The sequence below is a fragment of the Williamsia deligens genome (assembly GCF_024171765.1).
In the GTDB taxonomy this organism is placed as follows: domain Bacteria; phylum Actinomycetota; class Actinomycetes; order Mycobacteriales; family Mycobacteriaceae; genus Williamsia_A; species Williamsia_A deligens.
The window spans coordinates 1,021,213-1,043,333 of sequence record NZ_JAMTCI010000001.1 but is presented as its reverse complement, the minus strand read 5'-3'; the positions used below and the strand labels follow the sequence as shown (position 1 = coordinate 1,043,333).

Sequence of the window (22,121 nt, the reverse complement as noted above, 5' to 3'; positions counted from 1 at the left end):
AGGGTTGGCGACGTGAGCCCCGATCGTTCGACCACGGATCCCCAGAACGCGGACCCGTTGGCGCCCCTGGTGGGGCTGCCCGGTGTGGCGGCTGCCGCGGACGCCGCCCGTGATGCGCTGGCCGCCGTGCATCGGCACCCCGTCAACCTGCGCGGATGGCTCGACAGCTCGGTGGAGGCTTCGTGGCGCGCGGCGCAGTCGTCGGCGGCGATCGAGGGGTCGTCGGTCTCCCTGCGTCGCGACGACGAGGTCGTCGATCCCGTGGTGTCCGGGGCGCTGCGCGTGAACCTCGCGTTGACGGGGGAGTCCCTCGAGTCGCTGACGACGGTGTGGACCCGCGCGCCCCTGCAGGCGTTGGCGCGGCTGCACCTGCTGGCCGCGGCCGACATCGTCGACGACGCCGACCAGCTCGGTCGCCCCCGCGTGGACCCCGAGGTGTCCCATCGGCTCGACCTGCTGGCGGGTCTCGTGACCGGCGGGACGTCGGTGCCGGCACCTGTCCTCACCGCGGTCGTCCACGGAGAGCTGGCGGCGATGGCGCCGTTCGGTGTCGCGAACGGTCTGGTCGCCCGGGCGGCGGCGCGATTGGCAGCCGCAGCCGCCGGCCTGGACCCGCACAGCCTCGGGGTCCCCGAGGTGACCTGGCTGCGCAAGGCTGACGCCTATCGCACAGCGGCCGAGGGCTTCGCGACGGGGACGGCGGAGGGGGTCGCGGCGTGGATCGTCCTGCACATCGAGGCGCTCGAAGCCGGTGCGGCGGAGGCACGTTCGATCGCGGACGCCCGCCGCTGACGTCGGCTGCGGACCACGAGGACCCGGAAAACATTGCAGGCGACGCGATCTCCAGAGATCGCGCCGCCTGCGAGCACGGACCCGAGTTACCAAGCGTGCAAAGGTGGGTTGCGTGGGTGGCCTCGGCGTCCTCGGCGGCGACCGCTCGTCCTCGATGCCCACCCAAGGGCTGTCGTGATCGAGTGGTACCGGGAGTCGCAGGCCCGCAACGCTTCTGCCTGTCGCGGCGTGCTCCGCGTGGGTGCTCGGTATCCGTGCTGGGAGGCGCCGGCCCGGGGATCCATCCCTTCTCTTCCGGGGTGGACGTTGCCGGTGGTGCCTGCCGTGCCTGTAGTTCTACACCGTGATCGGCGTCACATCAAGGGTCTGCGGCGACGAGGGTGCGGGCGCGTCGGGCGCGCCCCCGGTGGACGGCCGCGTAGGTGAGGCCGCCGGCGATCGCTGCACCGAGACCCATCGCGACGACCCCGCCGGGGCTGGACGGTCGTGGCGGGTGCGGTATCCGATCCCTCATCGACACCGGCCGGTTGAAGGACGCCACCGGCCACCCTCGGGACGACGCCGCCTTGCGCAGTGCGCGGTCGGGGTTGACCGCCGTCGGGTGGCCCACGGCGTCCAGCATGGGGAGGTCGGTGACGGAGTCCGAGTAGGCGAAGCACTGCTCGAGGTCGTAGCCGACGCGTTCGGCCAGTTCCCGCATGGCGGTCACCTTGGCGTCGCCGTAGCAGTAGAAGTCCAGCTCGCCGGTGTAGTGACCGTCGACGACCTCCATGCGGCTCGCCAGAACGGTCTCCACTCCGAGCATCTCGCCGATCGGCTCCACCATCTCGCTGCCGGAGGCGGAGACGATGACGACGTCGTGGCCGCGCGCCCGGTGCCCGGCGATCAACTCGGCCGCCTCGGCGAACACCAGCGGCTCGACGATGCCGTGGAGTGTCTCGGCCACGATCGCCCGGACCTGCGCGACGTCCCAGCCGGCGCACATCTGGGTGACGTGTCGACGGAGACGGTCGACCTGGTCGTGATCGGCCGCCGTGAGCAGGAACAGGAATTGTGCGTAGCTGGATTTCAGGACCGCGCGACGATTGATCAAGCCCTCGTCGAAGAAGGGCCGAGAAAAGGCGAGCGTGCTCGATTTCGCGATGATGGTCTTGTCGAGATCAAAGAATGCGGCGACCGAGCCCGCCCGGGGTTCTGTCGGTCCCGACCGACCGGTCCCCGGCGTCCCCTCGTCCGTCGATGCGGAGTCCACGCGAGAAGCCTACGTCGGTCGGCCGAGGGACAGGGGACTGTCGCCGACCGGATCGGCGGTGCGCGGTAGGTGAACTTACGGTCCGGTAGGTTGCGCAACACACCTGTGCAGGTCAGGCCGCATAAATTACCCAGCGGTAACAAGATGGTCGGGGTTGCAATCTTCGGGGTGGTGATGTGTATAGTCTGGGTTACCCGGTTCATCCGGGGCTTTCAGCCCGACCCCCCGGGGCTGAAACGCGACGACCCTGGCCTCCTCCCCCCCTGGCCGGGGTCGTCCTCTATTCGGGGGTCTTTTTCTCCCTCGCGGACAGTAGCTGTCTCGCGGATCCGCGGCCGGTCACCTCAGCGACGGCGATGCACTCGGTGAGCATTTGTGCACACTTCATGGTGCATCACCAGAATGGCGCACGAGTGCGTTTTCTGAGCACGCGACGACGCGCCGATCGGCCATTCTCGCCGTCATGCCACCCACCGCTCCCGCAATCGACCGCCTCCTGGCGATGGTCCAGGACGATCTCGCCGACGACGTCGCCCGGTGCGCCGCGGCCGCCGGCTATCGGGTGGTCGCGTCGGACCCGGACGGAGCACGTCGCGCATGGTCGGAGGCCATGGCCGTCGTGGTCGACCCGACCACCGCCCAGCACGTCGCCGACGCCGGGTGGCCGCGGCGCCGAGGAGTGGTCGTCGTCGGATCACCCCAGGTGGAGGCACTTCTCTGGCGCTCGGCGATGGCCATCGGCGCAGAGGACGCCCATCTGCTCCCCGCCGACGAACACGCGGTGGTCGGGACGCTGAGCCGGCTGCGCGCGCCGCGTCGTGCCGTCGGGGCCGCGATCGCGGTCGTCGGTGGGCACGGGGGCGCCGGAGCGTCCGTCCTGGCGTCCGCGACGGCTCTCCGCGCGGCCCACGATCTCGGGACGCAGACCCTCGTCGTCGACCTCGACGACGCCGGCGGTGGACTCGACCTGGTGTTCGGTGTCGAGGACGCTGCGGGCCTCCGCTGGCCCGACCTCACCGTCGACAGCGGTCAGGTGTTCGCCGAGAGCCTGCATGCGGCACTCCCGCGGACATCCGGCGGCGTCACCGTGCTCGGACCGCGCCGGGGCAGCGGCCATCGGGTCGGTGTGGACGCAGCCACCGCGGTGCTCGAAGCGTCCCGGAGCGGTGGCGACGTGGTCATCGTCGACCTGTCCCGCCGCGACGACGACGTCGCCCACGCTGTCGTGGAGGCGGCCGACCTCGTCGTCGTCGTGACCGGTGCGACCGTCCGCGGATGCGCGGCGACCCGGTCCACCGTCGACCGGTGGCGGGCCGTCACCGAGCGGATGGGGCTCGTGGTGCGGGGTCCCGCGCCCGGAGGTCTGACGGCCGCCCGCATCGCGTCGACGGTCGACGTCGACCTCCTGGCCGCGGTCCGGTCGCAGCCCTCCGTCGTGGCGGGCCTGGAGTCCGGGCGGCTGCCGATCGCACGGCGCTCCCCGCTGGGTCGCGCCGCGGACGCCGTCCTCGATCGCGTCCTCGACCCGACGGGTGTGGCGGCATGACCGACGGCGCCGATGGGCGGCGGGAGCTGTTGACGCGTGTCCGCGAGCGACTGGCCGGTGACGCTGCCGACCCGACGCCGCAGGTCATGGCGGATGCGATCCGCACGGAATCCCGTGGGATGCTCGGCGACACCGACCTCCTGGAGGCCCTGCGGTTCCTCCAGACCGAGCTGGTGGGTGCAGGTCTGCTCGAGGACGTCCTCGCCGAACCCGACGTCGCCGACGTCCTTGTCGTCGGACCACGCCAGGTCTGGGTCGACCGCGGGGCGGGCCTGCGACTCACCGACATCGTGTTCGACGACGACGCGGCCGTCCGCCGACTCGCCGTGCGCCTCGCCGCCGGCGCGGGGCGCCGCCTCGACGACGCCGCTCCGTGGGTCGACGGGCAGCTCCGGGCGGTCGGACGGCGTGGGTACAGCGTGCGGTTGCACGCGGTCATCCCACCGATCAGCGTCGACGGCACCTGCCTGTCGCTGCGTGTCCTGCGGCCGGCCACCCTGGACTTCGCCGCGCTGGTCGCCCGCGACGCGATCGCCCCGGACATCGTCGGTCTCGTCGACGGCATCGTCGCCGCGCGCCTGGCCTTCCTCGTGGTCGGCGGCACCGGGGCAGGGAAGACCTCGCTGCTCAGCGGGCTGCTGGGCCGGGTGGACCCGGCCGAGCGGATCCTGTGCGTCGAGGACGCCGTGGAACTCGCTCCCACGCACCCGCACGTCGTGCGTCTGGTGGCGCGCACCGCGAACGTGGAGGGCGTGGGTGCGGTGGGTGTCCGTGATCTGGTGCGCCAGGCGCTGCGGATGCGGCCGGACCGCATCGTCGTCGGGGAGGTCCGGGGCGCGGAGGTCGTCGACCTGCTGACCGCCCTCAACACCGGACACGAGGGCTGCGCGGGCACGCTGCACGCCAACTCCATCGAGGAGGTGCCGGCCCGCATCGAGGCACTGGCCGCTCTCGGCGGGATGGACCGGCCTGCCGTCCACAGTCAGCTGGCCGCCGCCGTGGACGTGGTCGTCGCCGTCGCCCGTGGCGCCGACGGTTCACGGGGCATCAGCCAGATCGGCCTGTTGGACCGTGGACCCGACGGATGGGTGCGGACCCGCTGCGTGTGGGACCGCACCGACGGGTTCACCGCCGCGGCAGACGAATTGCGTCTGCTGATGAGCGGCCGGATCCGCGACGACGTGACGGGACACCGCGGGTGAGCGGGGCGGTGGTGTTCCTCGCGGTCGCCGCGGTGGTGTGCCTGTGGCCTGTCGCGGTGCCCACCCGTCGCCTGTCCGCGGTGACACCGGCGCCGGTGGACGGCTTGGCCGGGTTCCGCAGGTTCCTCCCGGCCGACTCCTGGGTCGTCGGCGGTGCGGTGGTGGTTCTCGGCTCGCTGCTCGTCGTGGGGGTGTCCGCCGGGATCGCTGCGGGTGTCGCGACGTCGGCCGTGGTGCGCCGCAGAAGATCTCGCCGAGCGGACCGCGCGCGGGACCGTGAGCTGGACGCTGTTCTCGACGCGGTGACCGTCATCGTGGCGGAACTCTCGGTCGGCGCGCACCCGGCTCTCGCCTGCCGTCAGGCGGCGGAGGACGTGAATCGCAGGACCCCGGACGACCGGGTCGACTCGGTGGCGGACGTGGTCACCGGGATGGCCGGTCGAGCGGAGCTCGGTGGCGACGTCGCGGCAGGTCTCGACGCCGTCGACGGCGCCGCATCGCAGACATGGTCGCGGATCGCTGTGGCCTGGAGGACCGCCGACCATCACGGGCTGCCCATGGCCGACCTGCTGCAGTCGGTGCGGGAGGACCTCGTGGCCCGCAGGCGATTCGCCGAGCGAACCCGTGCCGCCCTGGCGGGTGCGCGGGCGACCGCCATCGTGCTGGCGGGACTGCCGGTGCTCGGGATCGGCCTCGGGCAGGCCATGGGCGCCGGCCCGGTCGCGATCCTCCTCGGGGGTGGTCTCGGCGGCATCCTGCTGGTGGTCGGTGTCGTCCTCGTGGTCACGGGACTGTGGTGGACCGAGCGGATCACCGCGAAGGTGTTGTCGCCGTGAGCGGGTGGTGGGTACCGGCAGCCGTCGCGGCGGCGATGGCCGTGATCGTCGCACCCCCGAGCGGGTGGGTCCTGTGGCGTGTCGCGCCGCCGCCGCCGCGGGATCGCTCGCCGCGGTGGCTGGGGGTCGCCCGTGCCCGCACCGATCCGTTCGCGGTCGCCGCCGGGTACGACCTGTTCGGGGTGTGTCTGCGCTCCGGGATGCCAGTGTCGACCGCCGCAGCCGTGGTGGCGGACACCGCTCCACCCGAGCTGGCGGACACCCTGCGTCGCGCCGCCGAGCTGCTGGCTCTCGGCGCGGACCCGGTGCAGGCGTGGGAACCGTCGCCCGACGCCGCGCCGGCCGCGGTGTCGTTGTGCGCCATGGCCCGTCGGTCGGCGCGCGCGGGGTCCTCGCCAGTGCACGGTCTGGCGGAACTGGCCCGGTCACAACGGGAGTCGGCGCAGGACGCCGCCGCTGCCGCGGCGGAGCGGGCCGGGGTCGCCGTCTCGGGGCCGCTCGGTCTCTGTTTCCTCCCGGCGTTCGTGTGCCTGGGCATCGTGCCCGTGGTGGTCGGACTGGCCGGGACGGTGCTCGGCGGCGGGGTGTTGTGACACGCCCGCCGCAGATGCGAACGGTGGATGGTCCGCCGGTCGGGGTGAAGGGAGAGATCATGCAACACAGGTGGATCGAACGCGCGCAGGTGCGGGTGATGGAGGCGGCCGCCGCCGACGACGGCATGTCCACGGCGGAGTACGCCATCGGCACGATCGCGGCGGCGGCGTTCGGGGCGATCCTCTACACGGTCGTGACCGGCGACAACATCGTGTCCGCGCTGACGGGGATCGTGACCAAGGCGCTGAACACCTCGGTCGGCTGAGGTTGGGACGGTTCTGAGCCACTCCCGCGACGGTCCGACGTCGGGCCGTCGCGGGGATCAGGGGCCGGCGGCGGCGGGGACAGCGGTGCGGCTGCGAAGGGCGGCGGCCGCCGCGCGCAGGCCGCCCACCTCGAAACCCGCCTGCACCGCGGCCGCGCCCATGCGCGCCGAGAACCGAGATCTGCGTGACAGGGGGCCGACGAACGTCCCGAGCGCACGGATCGGCAGCAGCGGCAGCCGACGGGCCGCGAAGCCCAGCGGGGACGCCGCGGACGGGTCGTAGGAACTCCTGCCGTAGCGGTGATATTGCGACAGCAGGTCGCCGAATCGCTCTCGCGGGGTCCAGTCCACCCGGGTCGTCGAATCCCCGTCGAGCCGCGCCCCCGCGACGACGGCGCGCCGGCACAGTGTCTCGTCGCCACCGCTGCGCACCTCCGGAAAACCCCCGACGGACGCCCAGAGTCGCCGCGACACACCGAGATTGCAGGCCGGGAAGAAGCCGAGTCCGCGGTAAGTGGCCGTGCCGAACGGGTTCATGTGCGCTGCGATCGCACCCGCGGGCGATCCACCGGGCCGAACAGCGACGTCCGAGTAGGTGATGACCGGGTCGGAACCGGCCGCCAGCGCGCGTCGGTGATGGTCGAGCCAGCCGGGACGCGCCCGACAGCGACTGTCGAAGAACACCAGCAGTTCCGCGTCGGTCGCCCCGACCCCGCAGTTCCTGGCTCCGTACGGCCCGGGCGCATGGGTGTTGGGCACCACTCGGACCCCGACCTCAGCGCACACCGACAGTGTGGCGTCGGTGGACCGGTCGTCGACGACCACCAGCTCATCGTCCGGGAGGAGCTGGCCGATCACGGATTCGAGACAGTCCCGCAGCAGACCGGCGGCGTCGTGTGCAGGGATGACGACGGCGACCCGATCGTGCGGCATACCGGACGACAGTGGCAGACATCGGTCCGGTGCGCGACTCGACGGTTAACGGATGTCGACCTTCTTGCCCGTGGTGTCGCGTTCCTTCTCGCCGTACCAGGCGACGAAGTCCCTCAGGCCCACCTCGTGGAGGCGTCGCAGGGAGATCCGCACGACGGCCTTCTGCGCCAACGCGATCCCGTCGGCCCCGATCAGCGCACGGACGCGGCGGTGGAACACCAGGTCCTCGTCGGTGTCGTCCATGGAGGCGCGCGGGAAACCGCCGCTGCGTTCGTATATGTCGGCGTCGAAGGCCATGTTCGGCCCGCAGATGGCGAAGCTGCGGCGGTGGGCGTCGGGCTCCTTACGGGTCTTGTACCACTCGAGCAGGTGTCCGAGCCGCCACCCGTTGCCGATGATGTTGAAGACGACGTTCACGGCGCCCTCGTCCTCGCGCGCGCGCAGCCGCCCGCCGACGAGCCGCTTGCCGTCGTACAGCGGCCGCAGGATCTCCGACAGCCACGCCGGCTCGGGGAGGGAGTCGGCGTCGGTGCGGGCGATGAACTTCGCACCGGTGGCGATGGCGTAGCGCGTCGCGGTGTCGACGGCGAAGCCGCAGCCCTTCTCGGTCTCCGAGATCAGCTCGACCGGGAAACGCGGACCGCTCGCGATGTGGGCTCGCACGATCTCCGCGGTGCGGTCGGTGCTGTTGTTGTCGACGACGATGACCCGGAACCCGTCGAACACCCGACGGGCGAGCACCGTGTCGAAGCGCTGGGCGTCGATCGCCCGCAGCGTGTCGAGGATGTATTTCTCCTCGTTGAACGCGGCAACGATCACGGCCACCGGCGACTGATCGCTAGTCATTACTTCAGTACAACATGGATCCGACCGCCCTGCAGAGTCTGTGCAGCTCAGCGGATGTCGGCGTCGCGGTCGGGTCGACCCCGGTCGTCGGAGCTGTACCAGGTCACGAAGTCGCGGGTGCCGTACTCGTCGAGCCGGCGCAGCGACGTGCGCACGACGGCGTTCGTCGCGAGCGCGATCCCGTCGGCCCCGACGATGCCGCGGACGCGCTGGTGCAGCACCTCGTCCTCGTGCGCGTCCTCGATACGGGTCCGGGGGAATCCGCCGGATTCCTCGTACATCTCGGCGTCGATCGCCATGTTGTTGCCGACCACGGCGAAGCTGCGCCGCTCGTGGGGGGCCGCTCGCAGCGTCCGCGCCCACTCGACGGCGTGACCGACACGCCAGAGCCGGCCCACCGCGTTGAACACCGTCGCGGAGCTCCCGCCGTCCGAGCGCGCCTGCACCCGGCCGCCGACCAGGCGGTACCCGTGCAGCAGGGGCGCGACGATCCGCGCGAGCCAGTCCGGTGCGGGCAGGGTGTCGGCGTCGGTGCGGGCGATGAACGCCGCACCCAGTTCGATCGCGCGGCGTGCGCCGGTGTCCGCGGCGCACCCGGTGCCCTTCTCCGGTTCGCTCACCAGTTCCATGGGCACCGAGGTGCCGCGGTCGATGAAGTCCGCGACGACCTGGGCGGTCGAGTCCGTGCTCGCGTTGTCCACGACGATCACCCGGTACCCGCGCAGGACGTCCCGGTGGACGACGTCGTCGAAGGACTGCCTGTCGAGGGCGCGCAGCGTGTCGGTGATCAGGCGTTCCTCGTTGTGGGCGGGGACGATGACCGCCACCGCGGGTTCGGTCGGCCCGCCGCGGGGCCCGGGGCTGCTGGTCACACGGGGAGTAAAGCACTGCACCCCGAGCCGTGCGGGTCGGCGTGGGCGGCTCCACAGAATCCGACCCGTAACCACCTCGATGCGGGAGACGATGAATCCCGCGATGACCGCACCACCGCGGTCCGCCGAGACCGAGTTCGAACGGGGGGTACGCGTGGACCCCCTGACGAACGTCGATGGCCCCATGCCCGGGCCCACCCCGAAGCCCTCGTTCCGTGCCCTGCTGTGGCGGTGGCTGACAGGCGACTTCGACTACGCGTACGTCATCGAGCACCACTCGTTGCGACCGCTGTACAACCCGATGCGCGTGATCCTCGCGGGCAACACCGCGCTCCTCGCGATCTGCGCGATGACGCTCCTGAGCAGCGAGGAAGGTCCTCCGACCCGGGCGGGCGTGGTGTGGACGATCCTCGTGTTCGTCGTGCAGGTCGCAGTCGTCCTGCTGATCGCCGCGGTGCCCCGCGACTTCCTCATCCGGCATGCGCGCCCCTGCATCGTCGGGTTCGGCATCTTCGCCGACCTCGGACTGGCCTCGGTGTTGCTCCTGTACTCGCCGATCGTCAGCGCGTACGCGTGTGTGTTCTTCGTGGTCAACGGCGCGTTGTGCACGTTCATGGTGAGTTCGCGCTGGTTGTTGGCGCACCTGGCGTTCGCGACCGCCGTGATCGCGGTGACGGTGGCCCGCCTGCACGCGGCGGGGAGCTTCGACGACCAGGCCATCGTCGCCGGCACCATCGTGCTCGTCGCCGCGGTCGACGGGATCCCTGCGGTGGCGCATTTCGCCTGGTCCACGCTGTCGGCCGATTCCCGACAGGCCATTCGCGACCCGTTGACGGGTCTGTTGAACCGCCGCGGGGCGGACGTGTCGGTGGAACCGCTGTGGTCACATGCCGCGGCGGACGGACACGCGGTCGCGGTGATGGTCATCGACGTCGACGACTTCAAACGCATCAACGACACCTTCGGCCACGACGTCGGCGACGAGACACTGCGTCGACTCGCCGCGGCCTTCGTCGACGCGGTGGGGGACGGCGTGTGCGCTCGGACCGGCGGTGAGGAGTTCACCGCGCACATCGCGGGCCCGCCGGAGGACCTGCGTCGGCGGATCGCCGCTGTGCCCGCCCGTATCCGCGCGATCCGCGACCCTGGTTGCACGGTCAGCGTGGGCGCCGCCATCGTCGGCGCCGCGGCCGTGCGGGAGGCGGGGATCGGGGTGGTCCGGCCGGCGCTGCGCACCGCGGACACGGTGATGTACGAGGCGAAACAACGTGGTGGTGACCGCGCCCTGACCGTCGACGTCGGGTCCGTCTGACCCGACGGTGGAACCGGATCGGACGCCGCCGCGTCTGATGGACATGGGGGATGGGACACGTCGGCGCCGGCGTATGCGACTGGTCGGCGACGAACGCGGGATGGTCACCGTGGAGGCCGCGTTCGCGATCGCGGCGATCGTCGCGGTGGTGGTCCTCGGCGTCGGGGCCGTCCTGGGGGTCGCGACCCATGTCCGCAGCGTCGACGCCGCCCGGGAGGTCGCGCGACTCGCCGCGGCCGATGACGATTCGGCCCTCGCGCGCGGCCGGTCGGTCGCCCCGGCCGGGGCCGACATCTCGATCGCGATCGACTCCGACAGCGTCACCGCCCGGGTGAGGGTCCGCTCGCCGGTGCTGCCCGGTGTGGAACTGGGTGCGACGGCTGTCGCCGCCCGCGAACCGCAGGGCGCGGACGGATGAGGTCACGGGACGGGCCGGGGTCGGTCGCCGACGATCGCGGATTCGCCACCGTGCTGGGCGCATTCGTCGTCGCCGCAGTCGTCGGGCTGACCGTGACGATCGTGTTCGTGGGGGCGGCGGTGGTGGCCCGGCATCGTGCCCAGAGCGGCGCCGATCTCGCCGCCCTCGCGGGTGCCGGTCGCGCGATCCTCGCCGAACCCGACCCGTGTTCCGCCGCGCGGACGGTCGCGGCGGCGAATCATCTGACGGTGTCGGAGTGTGTGGTCGACGGGACGGAGGTGACGGTGACCGCTGACGTCGCGGTGGCGCTGGGGCCGTTCGGGGACCGTGTCGCCCGGGCGCGGGCGCGCGCAGGTCCCGCCGGGGACGACCCACCGTAGGGGTCGGGCTGTCGGTCAGTCGTCGCCGGCGTGGGCGAGCACCAGCGTGAGCACCGCGATCGCCCCCGCCTTGTCCAGTGGCTCGTTCCCGTTGCCGCACTTGGGCGACTGCACACACGACGGACAGCCCGACTCACACCGACAGGCGGTGACCGCGTCGAGCGTGGCGCGGATCCAGGTGCGGAACGCGCGGAAACCACGCTCACCGAACCCCGCGCCACCGGGGTAGCCGTCGTAGACGAACACGGTGGGCAGGCCGGTGTCCGGGTGCAGGTTGGTCGACAGGCCGCCGATGTCCCACCGGTCGCAGGTCGCGATGAGGGGGAGCAGTCCGATGGCCGCGTGCTCGGCGGCATGCAGCGCACCGGGGAAGGCCGATGCGGTCACCCCGGCGCCCTCGAGCGCCTCGGGCGTGAGGGTGTACATCACCGACCGCGTGTGCAGCGTCTGCGGAGGCATGTCGAGTTCGACGACGTCGAGCACCTCACCCGACACCAGGGTCCGGAGATACCCCACCACCTGGTGCGTGACGTCGACCTCGACGAACGCGATCTGCAGCTCACCCGCGTCGACGGACTCGAGGACGGCGGTGATGTCCATGGACGTCGTCTCCCGCGCCGACGTCGTCCAGTCCGGTTCCTCGGGGTGACACAGCGCCAGGCCGTCGGTCAGGTCGAGTTCGTCGACGACGAAGGTGCGCCCCTGGTGCAGGTGGACGGCACCGGCGTGCACCGTCGACATCGCCCGCCCGGTGTCGACGGTGCCGAGCAGCTGCGAGGTGGTGGTGTCGACGATCATCACCTGTCCGCCGATCCCCCCGCGGATGTCGACGTCGCCGTGCGGGTCGAGCCCGGCGGCCGGGTACCAGCCCGCGGCGCGGCGTCGCAGCAGACCGCGGTCGGTCAGGTCGGCGACCACCTCGGCGGCGTCGAACGCGACGACATCCGCCTCGGTCAGCGGCGCCTCGGTGGCGGCGCACAGGATGTGCGGACCGAGCACATAGGGGTTGCCCGGGTCGAACACGCCGGACTCGACGGGGCGACCCAACAACGCCTCCGGGTGGTGCACCAGGTAGGTGTCCAGGGGGTCGTCGCGGGCCACCATCACCACCAGCGACCCCTCGCCGCGGCGGCCGGCGCGGCCGGCCTGCTGCCAGAACGACGCGACGGTGCCGGGATAGCCCGCCACGACGACGGCGTCGAGTCCGGCGATGTCGACGCCGAGTTCGAGGGCGTTGGTGGTCGCCACACCCAGGAGCTGCCCGTCCGAGAGCGCGGCCTCCAGCGCGCGACGGTCTTCGGCGAGGTATCCGGCGCGATAGGCCGCGACGCGGTCGACGAGCTCCGGATCCGCGGCGGCGAGCAGATGGCGGGCGCTGAGCGCGGTGATCTCCGCGCCGCGCCGACTGCGGACGAAACAGAGGGTGCGGGCGCCCTCGACGACGAGGTCGGCCAGGATGCGCGCCGCGTCGGCACCGGCGGACCGTCGCACGGGCGCACCGTGCTCGCCGGTGATGCCCGGGCTGAACCCCGGTTCCCACAGCGCGACCGTGCGCTCGCCGTGGGGCGAACCGTCGGTCGTCACGGCGACGCACTCCGCGCCGATCAGCCGTGTGAGCGCGCCCTGCGGGTCCCCGGCGGTCGCGCTCGCCGCGACCACGGTGGGATCGGCGCCGGCAGCCCGGGCGATGCGCAGCGCGCGCCGCAGGACGAGTCCGGTGTGGGCACCGAACACGCCGCGGTAGTGATGGCACTCGTCGACGACGATGTAGCGGAGGTTGCGGAAGAAGTGTCGCCAGCGCCCGGGCGACCCGAGGAACCCGATGTGCAGCATGTCGGGGTTGGTGAACAACCACCGGGAGTGTTCGCGGGCCCATCGGCGCACATCGGGTTCGGTGTCGCCGTCGTAGGAACACGGTGCGATGTGGGCGAATTCGGGACGGCCCGCGATCAGGCCGCTCACCGAGCGGATCTGGTCGGCGCCCAACGCCTTCGTCGGTGAGATGTAGAGCGCGGTGGCACGGGGATTCGCGACGAGGTCGGTGAGGACGGGGAGCTGGTAGGCGACCGACTTCCCCGACGCCGTGCCCGTCGCGACCACGACGTGTCGACCGGCATGCGCGTGGTCCGCGGCGGCGGTCTGGTGGATCCACGGCCGTGCGACTCCACGCTCGCGGAACGCGTCGACCACCGCCGGTGACGCCCACGCGGGCCAGTCGTCGAACTGTGCTGTCTGCGAGTCGATCACGGTCGCGTATGTGACAGGTGACAACCCCTCGGTGACGCCCGCGAGCGACCGCTGGAGGAGCTGCCCACCGAACGTGTCGGGCAGCGTCATCGCAGACACCGATGTTGTCGATCACCATGACCACCAGGTGTCCGGGAGTTGACATCTGACAGCGTTGTGAACTGCATGGCTTCCTGACTGACGGGATCGGACCCTTCATGGTTGACTGACGTCGGTCGCAGGTGCCGGGGTGCTTCATCGCGATGTCGGACACCCGGAACCGCGTTGCGGACGTGGTACCCGAGGTTAGTGCGCGGTTGTCCCGCGAACGTCGCCCACCAGGTATGGCGGACGTGACGGACCCGGCGCGAGACACATCACGCCGCAATCTGTGAGCAGTGAGGACAGCAGGAGATATGGCACAGGGGACTGTGAAGTGGTTCAACGCGGAGAAGGGCTTCGGCTTCATCGCACCTGATGGCGGACCCGACGACGTGTTCGTCCACTACTCGGAGATCCAGGGGTCGGGCTTCCGCTCGCTGGAGGAGAACCAGCGCGTGGAGTTCGAGGTCGGTCAGGGCACCAAGGGCCCGCAGGCCACCGGGGTCCGCGCACTCTGAGAATTTCACGGTCCCGGTGGGCCACGTCCTCGTGGCGTGACCCGCACAGATGGCGACCATGACTTTCACGACTCGCCCCCGGCACCCGTCACGGGTGTCGGGGGCGACGTCTGTCCGCACCTGTCCCGACGGCGTCCGTGCAGGTCGCGCGGGTACGGGGGCGGTAGTGTTCCCGGCGTGGGCCAGCTCTCCTTCTTCTCCGCCGAGACCGACGAGCCCTCGCTCGACGATCTCGCGGGATTGTTTGCGGCGCAGGGCCAGTCGAGTCACACACCGGCCGGCAGCCGGGTGTCGATCGTCGTCGCCGCCCCGTGGCGTGCCGATGCGCTGGTGGAGGAGATCGAGCTCAGCGGTGCCCGCGCGGCGACCGCCGTCTCCGACGAGGGCTCGCCGATGGCGCGGACCGAGACGAGCAAGGCCCTGGAATCGCTGACCCGGGCGTGGATCACAGGTGCGGTCAAGACGATGCCCGCGGGGTGGGTCCCGTCGCCCCGGGCGCTACGGCTGTGGACGATCGCGGCCGGACGCGCGGACGAGGGTGGCCGCTACCTGCTGGGTCTCGACCCCCATGCGCCCGACACCCACGGCCCGCTGGCGACGGCGCTCATGCGGGCGGGCATCGCGCCCACCCTCGTCGGTACCCGTGGCAGCAGTCCGGCGCTGAGGGTGGCGGGTCGTCGGCGTCTGACCCGGTTGGTCGAGAGCATCGGCGCCCCGCCGGACCACCCGGCCGCGTTCGCCGCCTGGCCGACCGTCTGATCTCGTCCGGTGACCGCCCGTGACCAGCGCTTTGTGGACGACCACAGCGCATCGGTCCCGGCGTGTCGGAGCGCCGGGAAACGATCGGTCGGGCCGGAGCGTTGTGCAGGAGGGACCGTTCATGGGGTACAACAGGCCACAAGTGTGCTTGTCGTCAGTCCGGCACAGCGGTCGACAACCGAGTCGACATATATGAGGAAGGGCGCGGGAACACACCGTGGCAGATAGCGACACCTCGTCCCCGTCACGGGGCGACGTGCGTCGTCTGGTGATCGTCGAGTCACCGACCAAGGCGCGCAAGATCGCGGGCTACCTCGGGTCCAACTACGTCGTCGAGTCCTCCCGCGGGCACATCCGTGACCTGCCCCGCGGCGCCGCCGACGTCCCCGCCAAGTACAAGGGACAGCCCTGGGCGCGCCTCGGCGTCAACGTCGACGAGGACTTCGAGCCCCTCTACGTCGTCTCCCCGGACAAGAAGTCGACCGTCAGCGAGCTCAAGCAGCTCCTGAAGGGTGTCGACGAGCTCTACCTCGCGACGGATGGTGACCGCGAGGGCGAGGCCATCGCGTGGCACCTGTTGGAGACCCTGCGCCCCAGCGTGCCCGTGCGCCGGATGGTGTTCCACGAGATCACCCAGTCGGCCATCCAGGCCGCCGCCGACAACCCCCGTGACCTCGACATCGACCTCGTCGACGCGCAGGAGACCCGCCGCATCCTCGACCGCCTCTACGGCTACGAGGTGTCGCCGGTGCTGTGGAAGAAGGTCATGCCGAAGCTCTCGGCGGGCCGCGTGCAGTCGGTGGCCACGCGCATCATCGTCGAGCGCGAACGGGAGCGGATGGCGTTCGTGTCCGCGTCGTACTGGGACATCGAGGCCACACTGGATGCAGGGGCCGACGTGACCCCGCGGACGTTCGGCGCCAAGCTGGTCTCGGTCGACGCGAACCGGGTCGCCAGCGGACGCGACTTCGACTCCACCGGCACGGTCAAGAAGACCGACGGGATCGTCGTCCTCGACGAGGCCCGCGCCCGTGCCCTCGCCGACGGGCTGCAGGGCGCGGACATGACGGTGACCTCCGTCGAGGAGAAGCCGTACACACGCCGCCCCTACGCACCGTTCATGACGTCGACGCTGCAGCAGGAGGCGGGACGCAAGCTGCGCTTCACCTCCGACCGCACCATGCGGGTGGCGCAGCGCCTGTACGAGAACGGCTACATCACCTACATGCGTACCGACTCCACGACGCTGTCGGAGTCGGCGATCACCGCTGCCCGGGATCAGGCCCGCGAGCTCTACGGCCCCGACTTCGTGCACCCGACGCCGCGGCAGTACACGCGCAAGGTGAAGAACGCGCAGGAGGCCCACGAGGCGATCCGTCCCGCCGGTGAGTCCTTCCGGACGCCGGGCCAGGTGGCCTCGGCGCTGCAGTCCGACGAGTTCCGTCTCTACGAGCTGATCTGGCAGCGCACGGTCGCGTCGCAGATGGCCGACGCCCGCGGCACCACGATGAGCCTGCGGATCAGCGGCACCGCCACCACCGGCGAACGCGCGACGTTCGCCGCATCCGGGCGCACCATCACCTTCCCCGGCTTCCTGTCCGCTTACGTCGAGACCGTCGACGAGCAGGCCGGGGGCCAGGCGGACAACGCCGAGGTGCGTCTGCCGACCCTCACCGAGGGCCAGCACCTCACCAGCACCGACCTGCAGGCCGAGGGGCACTCGACCAACCCGCCGGCCCGGTACACCGAGGCGTCGCTGGTGAAGATGCTCGAGGACCTCGGGATCGGACGCCCGTCGACCTACGCCTCGATCATCGGCACGATCCAGGACCGCGGATACGTCCACAAGAAGGGCAGTGCGCTCGTCCCCTCGTGGGTGGCGTTCGCGGTCGTCGGTCTGCTGGAGGCGTACTTCCGTCGACTCGTCGACTACGACTTCACCGCCTCGCTCGAGGACGACCTCGACCAGATCGCGTCGGGTGCGGAGAACCGCACCGCGTGGTTGTCGCGTTTCTACTTCGGCGGCGAGACGTCGGGGTCGCATGCGGACGCCGAGATCGCCCATGACGGCGGGCTGAAGAAGCTCGTCGGGTTGAACCTCGAGGAGATCGACGCCCGGGAGATCAACTCCATCAAGCTCTTCGACGACGCCGAGGGCAGGCCCGTCGTCGTGCGCGTCGGACGGTTCGGGCCGTACCTCGAGCGCGACGTGGCGCCGGCCGGGGCCGACCCGGATCTGCAGCGGGCGAATCTCCCCGACGACATGACGCCGGACGAGCTGACGCTCGAGGTGGCCGAGAAGCTGTTCAGCACCCCGCAGGAGGGGCGCTCACTGGGCAACGACCCGGTGACCGGTCACGAGATCGTCGCCAAGGAGGGCCGTTTCGGCCCGTACGTCACCGAGATCCTCCCGGATCCCGACGACGACGGTTCGGACGACGACGGGTCCGACCCGGCCACGGTGCCGTCGGGGCCGACGCCGCTCGACGGCGACCCGGTGTCGGCAGGCGCCCCGGGTGGTTCGGGCGGCGGCACCGCGACCGCCACGAAAACCGCTGCAGCACCGGCGAAGAAGGCCGCGAAGAAGACCGCCGCGAAGAAGGCCGGCCCCAAGCCGCGCACCGGTTCGCTGTTCAAGTCGATGGAGATCGCGTCGGTCACGTTGGAGGACGCGCTCAAGCTGCTGTCGCTTCCGCGCGTCGTCGGGACCGACCCGGAGACCGGTGACGAGATCACCGCGCAGAACGGTCGCTACGGGCCGTACCTGAAGAAGGGCACCGACTCGCGCTCGCTGGCGACGGAGTCGCAGATCTTCGACATCACGCTGGAGGAGGCACTGAAGATCTACGCCGAACCCAAGCGGCGTGGTCGTCAGGCCGCGGCTCCTCCGCTGCGGGAACTCGGCAACGACTCGGTGAGCGAGAAGCCGATGGTGATCAAGGACGGCCGCTTCGGGCCGTATGTCACCGACGGCGAGACGAACGCGAGCCTCCGCAAGGACGACGACGTCGCCTCCATCACCGCCGAGCGTGCGATGGAGCTCCTCGCGGACCGACGCGCGCGGGGTCCCGCCCCGAAGCGTGCCAAGAAGGCTGCCGCGAAGAAGACCACCGCGGCGAAGAAGGCACCGGCGAAGAAGACCACCGCCAAGAAGGCCACCGCCACGAAGACGACGAAGAAGGCGACCGCCTCGAAGTCAGCTGCGAAGAAGTCGGGCGCGAAGAAGTCGGCCGCGAAGAAGTCGAGCGGATCGGCGCAGGACTAGTCCTGCGCCGGTCATCGTGACGCGGGGGGCGCAGCGATGAGGGACCACGGTCGTGTCGACCATCGCTGGTTCGTGGCCGCGTTCGAGGCGAGCACGGTCCCGATGGCGCTCGCGGACGAGGAGGGACTCCTCACCGCCGCGAACTCCGCCTACTGCGCGATGGTCGGGCGGCCCTGGTCGGACATCGCCGGGATGTCGTCGCGGGCGTTCACCCATCCCGACGACATCGCCCAGCACCGGGCGATGGCGCAGTTGATGGACGCAGCCGCGTCGCGCGGTGAGGCACTGCGCGTGGAGAAGCGGTATGTCCATCCCGACGGCAGCGTCCGATGGGGGTGGGTGTCGGCGAGTCCGGTGACCGGGCCGCAGGGGCAGGTGTGGACGATGGCGGTCATCCACGACACCACCGACCGTCGGCGCGCCGAGGAGTCGCTCATGGTCGCCGCCACCACCGATCCGCTGACCGGTTTGATGAACCGGCGTGGCTGGGAGGACCTGCTCACCCGGTTCGAGCAGCCGCCGGCGCGGTCGCAGGACGTGGCCCTGGCCATCGTCGACCTCGATCGGTTCAAGACCTACAACGACACGTTCGGGCACGCGGCCGGTGATCAGCTCCTCGTCGACTTCGCGCGGGACGCCACGACCGCCGTCGGGAACAGGGCGGTTCTCGCGCGGTGGGGCGGCGAGGAGTTCGCGGTCGCACTGCCCGACAGCGACGACGAGTCCGCGCGACAGGTGCTCGACGAGCTCGCGGCGGTGGTCCCCGACGGTCAGACGTTCTGCGCGGGCCTGACCGTCCGTCGTCCCGACGAGGCGACGGTCGACTGTTTCCGTCGGGCGGACGCCCTTCTGTACCAGGCGAAACGCAGCGGCCGCGGTCGCGTCGTCACGGGCTGAGGCGGCCCGGACCCCGACCCCGGACCCAGACCACGATCGCCGACCGGCCACGACCCGTCAGGTCAGCGGCGCGACGCGGCACTTTCGTCGGAGTCCTCGTCCTCGTCGTCGACGGCCCCGCTCGACGCGCCACCACGGCCTGTCGGGCTGGTGAGCGACGCGCCCACCGCACTGTCGACGACACCGTCGGCGTTGTCGTCGACGGCCTCGTCGTCCTCGACGACGAGGGCGAACTTCGGTCGCGCGAGCTTGGTCTCGAGACCCCGACCCCGCAGCTCGACGCTCTCGCCGATGTCCCAGCACTCGGCCTCGGCGTCGGACGCGAGGTAGATGGCGCGGGCCGAGGCCAGCACACGGGCGGACTCGCCCTTCGCCATCTCCGTCAGACGCGCTGCCTCGTTCACCGGGTCGCCGATGACGGTGTACTCGAGTCGCTTCTCCGACCCGATGTGACCGGCGATCGCCTTGCCCGCGGACACGCCGATGCCGACGTCGGTCTCGCCCAGGGTGCGCTCGAGCTCGATCCGCAGTTCGCGGGCCGCGGCGAGTGCCTGCCCTGCGAAGTCCTGCAGATCCAGGGGGGCGCCGAAGATCGCCAGCGCCGCGTCGCCCTGGAACTTGTTGATGAACCCGCCGTGGCGACCCACGGTCTCGACCACCACCCGGAAGAACTCGTTGAGCAGATCCACGACCTCGCGCGGCGGACGCGTCACGGCCAGTCGCGTCGAGCCGACGATGTCGACGAAGAGGACCCCCACGTAGCGTTCCTCGCCGCCGAGCTGGGTCCCGCTCTCGATGGCCTTGCGGGCGACGTCCTCGCCGACGTAGCGGCCGAACAGGTTGCGCAGCTCCTGGCGTTCGCGCAGTTCCACCACCATGTCGTTGAACCCGGTCTGCAGCAGGCCGATGTCGCTGCCGTCATAGACCCGCACCGAGGTGTCGAGGTCACCGGCGCGGACCGAGAGCAGTGCCTCCCGCAGCTCACGGATCGGGTCGGCGATGGCACCGACGAGCCGGATCAGACCGATCAGCCCGAACACGGCGGTCGCGACGACGAGCCACAGCAGAGGGCGCTGGAGGCCGGCGGCGTCGGTGGTGATGACCCCGGTCTGCTGGCCGACGATCAGCAGCACGATCGCCACCAATGGCACGACGACGCTGATGCACCAGAAGAGGACGATGCGGATGGTCACGCTGAGCGCGACGGGGGTGCTGGTGGGGTCGTTGGCCATCGCCGAGACGGTGATGGGCCGCAACACCTTCTCGGCCTGCAGGTAGCCGAGCACGCACGAGACGAACCCGCCGATCGCCGACGCCAACCACACCACGAACGCCGTCGACCCCGACGCCTGCAGGTTGAGCAGGGCGAACAGGATCCCGCCGACAGTCCACAGGCCGAGGTTGACCATGGTGAGCAGCACCGGCAGACGCAGTGCCCGGCGGCGGGCGAACTCGTTGTCGAGACGGCTGCGGCGGCGGTGCCACACCAGGACCGGCAGCGTCAGCAGGATGCTGAGGTAGCCCCCGACGAACGCCGCCGTCAACAGGTAGACGACGAAGACCGCCTGGTTGTAGCCGTTGATCTGGTCGAGCCGGACGCTGTACTCGTACGGCATGCCGAAGCGCAGGAAGGCGAAGGTGAACAGCGCGCCGATGATGTTCGCGCGCAGCAGGTCGAGCAGCAGCACCGGCCAGGGCGTGTGCGCCAGCCAGCGCAGCAGGTGGAGAAGCCTGCGCGCACGGGACTGACGTTCGACCACGACGTAACGGTAGCGGGCGGGCGGTGTCGTGGGGCGCGGCTAGGCTTGCCCGCGTGACATCGGTGTTCGACCGCCTCGTGGGGCAGCAGGGTGTCGTCGACGAACTCTCCGCGGCCGCCCGCTCCGCCCGTGCCGTGTCCTCCGACATCACGATGACCGAGGACGGCGCGGTCTCCATGTTCGGCGAGGACTCCGGAGCCGGTTCCGTCCCGGTGCGCAGCTCGATGACGCACGCCTGGCTGTTCACCGGTCCGCCCGGCAGCGGTCGCTCGGTCGCAGCGCAGTGCTTTGCCGCGGCCCTGCAGTGTCAGGACGCCGACGAGGTGGGTTGCGGCCACTGCCACGCGTGCACCACGGTCATGAGCGGCACCCACGCCGACGTACGGCGGATCGTCCCGGATGGCCTGAGCATCTCCGTCAAGCTGATCCGCGAGACCGTGCAGATCGCGTCGCGGCGCCCGGCCACGGGCCGCTGGCAGGTCGTCCTCATCGAGGACGCCGACCGTCTGACCGAGCAGGCCGCCAACGCCCTGCTGAAGGTGGTCGAGGAACCGCCGTCACGGACGGTGCTGCTGCTGTGCGCCCCCAGCATCGATCCCGAGGACATCTCGGTGACCCTGCGCTCCCGCTGCCGCCATGTCCCGCTGACGATGCCGTCGGTCGCGGCGATCGCGCAGGTCCTCGCGGCCGACGGCGTCGACCCCGAGACCGCCCGCTGGGCCGCCTCGGTCTGCGGCGGCCATGTCGGGCGGGCGCGCCGGCTCGCGACCGACGAGAGCGCCCGGTCGCAGCGGACGCAGGCCCTGGGCCTGGCGCGGGCCGCCACCCGAGAGTCGACGGTCTACGGCGACGCCGAGAACCTGGTCCGCTCCGCCGAGGCGGTCGCGAAGTCCATCAGCACCGAGATCGACGAGGCCGAGACCGAGACCATGCGCACCGCGCTGGGTGCGGGCGGTACGGGCAAGGGATCGGCGGGAGCGCTGCGCGGGTCCGCCGGCGTGCTCAAAGACCTGGAGCGTCAACAGAAGTCGCGGCGGACCCGCCTGCAGCGCGATGTCCTCGACCGTGCCCTGGTCGACCTCGCGGCGTTGTTCCGCGACGCGGTCGTCGCGGCCTACGCGGCCCCGGTCGCCGCGATGCACCCGGACATGGCGGACCAGACACACCGGATGGCCGCGTTCGCCCCGCCCGAACGGCTCCTGCAGTGCGTCGAGGCGGTCCTCGAGTGCCGCGAGGTCCTCGACCACAACGTCAAACCGAAGTTCGCTGTCGACGCCATGGTCGCGGCCATCGCCACCGCGCTGCGTCGCTGACGCGGGCGCCTGGGCCGGAGCGGTTTGGCCGCG

Annotated in this window: 20 protein-coding genes; 14 read left to right on the top strand and 6 right to left on the bottom strand. The window is 71.2% G+C overall.

Translation table 11 applies throughout. From position 1 onward, the window contains the following. Window positions 1-12: 12 nt before the first annotated feature. Entirely contained in the window at window positions 13-792 is a 780-nt protein-coding gene (locus LX14_RS04930; protein WP_253646143.1) for an oxidoreductase, read from the top strand. A gap of 358 nt (window positions 793-1,150) precedes the next feature. Here the strand turns inward: LX14_RS04930 and LX14_RS04925 are convergent, their stop codons facing one another. Beyond that, complete coding sequence (locus LX14_RS04925; protein WP_308214070.1) at window positions 1,151-2,044, bottom strand: HAD family hydrolase; 894 nt, start codon at window positions 2,042-2,044, stop codon at window positions 1,151-1,153. 463 nt (window positions 2,045-2,507) lie between these two features. On the opposite strand from LX14_RS04925, the gene ssd reads away from it, so the two are divergent. The 5 genes from ssd to LX14_RS04900 are packed head-to-tail and all read left to right on the top strand — an operon-like array spanning window position 2,508 to window position 6,487. Continuing rightward, the gene (gene ssd, locus LX14_RS04920; RefSeq protein WP_253646142.1) at window positions 2,508-3,590 is read left to right on the top strand and encodes a septum site-determining protein Ssd; all 1,083 of its coding nucleotides are present in this window, start codon (window positions 2,508-2,510) and stop codon (window positions 3,588-3,590) included. Next, window positions 3,587-4,792 (top strand): TadA family conjugal transfer-associated ATPase, encoded by a 1,206-nt coding sequence (locus LX14_RS04915; protein ID WP_253646141.1) that lies wholly within the window; start codon window positions 3,587-3,589, stop codon window positions 4,790-4,792. The genes ssd and LX14_RS04915 overlap by 4 nt, the downstream gene beginning before the upstream one ends. Next, the gene (locus LX14_RS04910) at window positions 4,789-5,628 is read left to right on the top strand and encodes a type II secretion system F family protein (RefSeq protein ID WP_253646140.1); all 840 of its coding nucleotides are present in this window, start codon (window positions 4,789-4,791) and stop codon (window positions 5,626-5,628) included. Before LX14_RS04915 ends, LX14_RS04910 begins: the two co-directional genes overlap by 4 nt. A 35-nt stretch (window positions 5,629-5,663) precedes the next feature. Beyond that, entirely contained in the window at window positions 5,664-6,221 is a 558-nt protein-coding gene (locus LX14_RS04905; protein WP_253647889.1) for a type II secretion system F family protein, read from the top strand. Window positions 6,222-6,280: 59 nt separating this feature from the next. Next, on the top strand, window positions 6,281-6,487 hold the full coding sequence (locus LX14_RS04900) for a DUF4244 domain-containing protein (protein WP_253646139.1): 207 nt from the start codon (window positions 6,281-6,283) through the stop codon (window positions 6,485-6,487). Between the two features lie 57 nt (window positions 6,488-6,544). Here LX14_RS04900 and LX14_RS04895 read toward each other — a convergent pair whose 3' ends face one another. The 3 genes from LX14_RS04895 to LX14_RS04885 are packed head-to-tail and all read right to left on the bottom strand — an operon-like array spanning window position 6,545 to window position 9,138. Further along, window positions 6,545-7,420, bottom strand: coding sequence for a glycosyltransferase family 2 protein (locus LX14_RS04895; RefSeq protein WP_253646138.1), 876 nt, complete (start codon window positions 7,418-7,420; stop codon window positions 6,545-6,547). 45 nt (window positions 7,421-7,465) lie between these two features. Beyond that, window positions 7,466-8,266 carry a glycosyltransferase family 2 protein gene (locus tag LX14_RS04890; protein ID WP_253646137.1) on the bottom strand — a complete coding sequence of 267 codons (801 nt, stop codon included), beginning with the start codon at window positions 8,264-8,266 and terminating at the stop codon, window positions 7,466-7,468. Between the two features lie 47 nt (window positions 8,267-8,313). Continuing rightward, a complete protein-coding gene (locus tag LX14_RS04885; protein WP_253646136.1) occupies window positions 8,314-9,138 on the bottom strand; it encodes a glycosyltransferase family 2 protein in 825 nt (274 codons plus the stop codon). Between the two features lie 103 nt (window positions 9,139-9,241). Between LX14_RS04885 and LX14_RS04880 the strand changes: the two genes are divergently transcribed. The 3 genes from LX14_RS04880 to LX14_RS04870 all read left to right on the top strand — a co-directional run bounded on the left by LX14_RS04880 (window position 9,242) and on the right by LX14_RS04870 (window position 11,248). Continuing rightward, a complete protein-coding gene (locus tag LX14_RS04880; RefSeq protein WP_253646135.1) occupies window positions 9,242-10,450 on the top strand; it encodes a diguanylate cyclase domain-containing protein in 1,209 nt (402 codons plus the stop codon). 73 nt (window positions 10,451-10,523) lie between these two features. Then, entirely contained in the window at window positions 10,524-10,868 is a 345-nt protein-coding gene (locus LX14_RS04875; protein WP_253646134.1) for a TadE family type IV pilus minor pilin, read from the top strand. Continuing rightward, window positions 10,865-11,248 (top strand): Rv3654c family TadE-like protein, encoded by a 384-nt coding sequence (locus LX14_RS04870; RefSeq protein WP_253646133.1) that lies wholly within the window; start codon window positions 10,865-10,867, stop codon window positions 11,246-11,248. The genes LX14_RS04875 and LX14_RS04870 overlap by 4 nt, the downstream gene beginning before the upstream one ends. Window positions 11,249-11,263: 15 nt before the next feature. Here LX14_RS04870 and sftH read toward each other — a convergent pair whose 3' ends face one another. Further along, window positions 11,264-13,585 carry a DEAD/DEAH box helicase gene (gene sftH, locus LX14_RS04865; RefSeq protein WP_253646132.1) on the bottom strand — a complete coding sequence of 774 codons (2,322 nt, stop codon included), beginning with the start codon at window positions 13,583-13,585 and terminating at the stop codon, window positions 11,264-11,266. A 305-nt stretch (window positions 13,586-13,890) separates the two neighbouring features. On the opposite strand from sftH, the gene LX14_RS04860 reads away from it, so the two are divergent. The 4 genes from LX14_RS04860 (at window position 13,891) to LX14_RS04845 (ending at window position 19,015) form a co-directional block, all read left to right on the top strand. After that, complete coding sequence (locus tag LX14_RS04860; RefSeq protein WP_253646131.1) at window positions 13,891-14,094, top strand: cold-shock protein; 204 nt, start codon at window positions 13,891-13,893, stop codon at window positions 14,092-14,094. Window positions 14,095-14,271: 177 nt separating this feature from the next. After that, a complete protein-coding gene (locus LX14_RS04855; RefSeq protein WP_253646130.1) occupies window positions 14,272-14,853 on the top strand; it encodes a hypothetical protein in 582 nt (193 codons plus the stop codon). A 217-nt stretch (window positions 14,854-15,070) separates the two neighbouring features. Then, a complete protein-coding gene (gene topA, locus LX14_RS04850; protein WP_253646129.1) occupies window positions 15,071-18,118 on the top strand; it encodes a type I DNA topoisomerase in 3,048 nt (1,015 codons plus the stop codon). A gap of 36 nt (window positions 18,119-18,154) precedes the next feature. Then, the gene (locus LX14_RS04845) at window positions 18,155-19,015 is read left to right on the top strand and encodes a sensor domain-containing diguanylate cyclase (protein ID WP_253646128.1); all 861 of its coding nucleotides are present in this window, start codon (window positions 18,155-18,157) and stop codon (window positions 19,013-19,015) included. Between the two features lie 62 nt (window positions 19,016-19,077). On the opposite strand, the gene LX14_RS04840 is transcribed toward LX14_RS04845, so the two are convergent. Beyond that, window positions 19,078-20,775, bottom strand: a complete 1,698-nt coding sequence (locus LX14_RS04840; RefSeq protein ID WP_253646127.1) for an adenylate/guanylate cyclase domain-containing protein — start codon at window positions 20,773-20,775, stop codon at window positions 19,078-19,080. Window positions 20,776-20,828: 53 nt separating this feature from the next. Here LX14_RS04840 and LX14_RS04835 point away from each other — a divergent pair, with 53 nt between their 5' ends. After that, window positions 20,829-22,088, top strand: coding sequence for a DNA polymerase III subunit delta' (locus LX14_RS04835; protein ID WP_253646126.1), 1,260 nt, complete (start codon window positions 20,829-20,831; stop codon window positions 22,086-22,088). Window positions 22,089-22,121: the final 33 nt, after the last annotated feature.

Bases quoted from the DNA above. Each gene is read 5' to 3' on its own strand.
- ssd (WP_253646142.1), top strand. From the start codon at position 2,508: ATGCCACCCACCGCTCCCGCAATCGACCGCCTCCTGGCGATGGTCCAG.
- LX14_RS04915 (WP_253646141.1), top strand. From the start codon at position 3,587: ATGACCGACGGCGCCGATGGGCGGCGGGAGCTGTTGACGCGTGTCCGC.
- LX14_RS04905 (WP_253647889.1), top strand. From the start codon at position 5,664: ATGGCCGTGATCGTCGCACCCCCGAGCGGGTGGGTCCTGTGGCGTGTC.
- LX14_RS04900 (WP_253646139.1), top strand. From the start codon at position 6,281: ATGCAACACAGGTGGATCGAACGCGCGCAGGTGCGGGTGATGGAGGCG.
- LX14_RS04895 (WP_253646138.1), bottom strand. From the start codon at position 7,420: ATGCCGCACGATCGGGTCGCCGTCGTCATCCCTGCACACGACGCCGCC.
- LX14_RS04890 (WP_253646137.1), bottom strand. From the start codon at position 8,266: ATGACTAGCGATCAGTCGCCGGTGGCCGTGATCGTTGCCGCGTTCAAC.
- LX14_RS04880 (WP_253646135.1), top strand. From the start codon at position 9,242: ATGACCGCACCACCGCGGTCCGCCGAGACCGAGTTCGAACGGGGGGTA.
- LX14_RS04875 (WP_253646134.1), top strand. From the start codon at position 10,524: ATGCGACTGGTCGGCGACGAACGCGGGATGGTCACCGTGGAGGCCGCG.
- LX14_RS04870 (WP_253646133.1), top strand. From the start codon at position 10,865: ATGAGGTCACGGGACGGGCCGGGGTCGGTCGCCGACGATCGCGGATTC.
- sftH (WP_253646132.1), bottom strand. From the start codon at position 13,585: ATGACGCTGCCCGACACGTTCGGTGGGCAGCTCCTCCAGCGGTCGCTC.
- LX14_RS04860 (WP_253646131.1), top strand. From the start codon at position 13,891: ATGGCACAGGGGACTGTGAAGTGGTTCAACGCGGAGAAGGGCTTCGGC.
- LX14_RS04845 (WP_253646128.1), top strand. From the start codon at position 18,155: ATGAGGGACCACGGTCGTGTCGACCATCGCTGGTTCGTGGCCGCGTTC.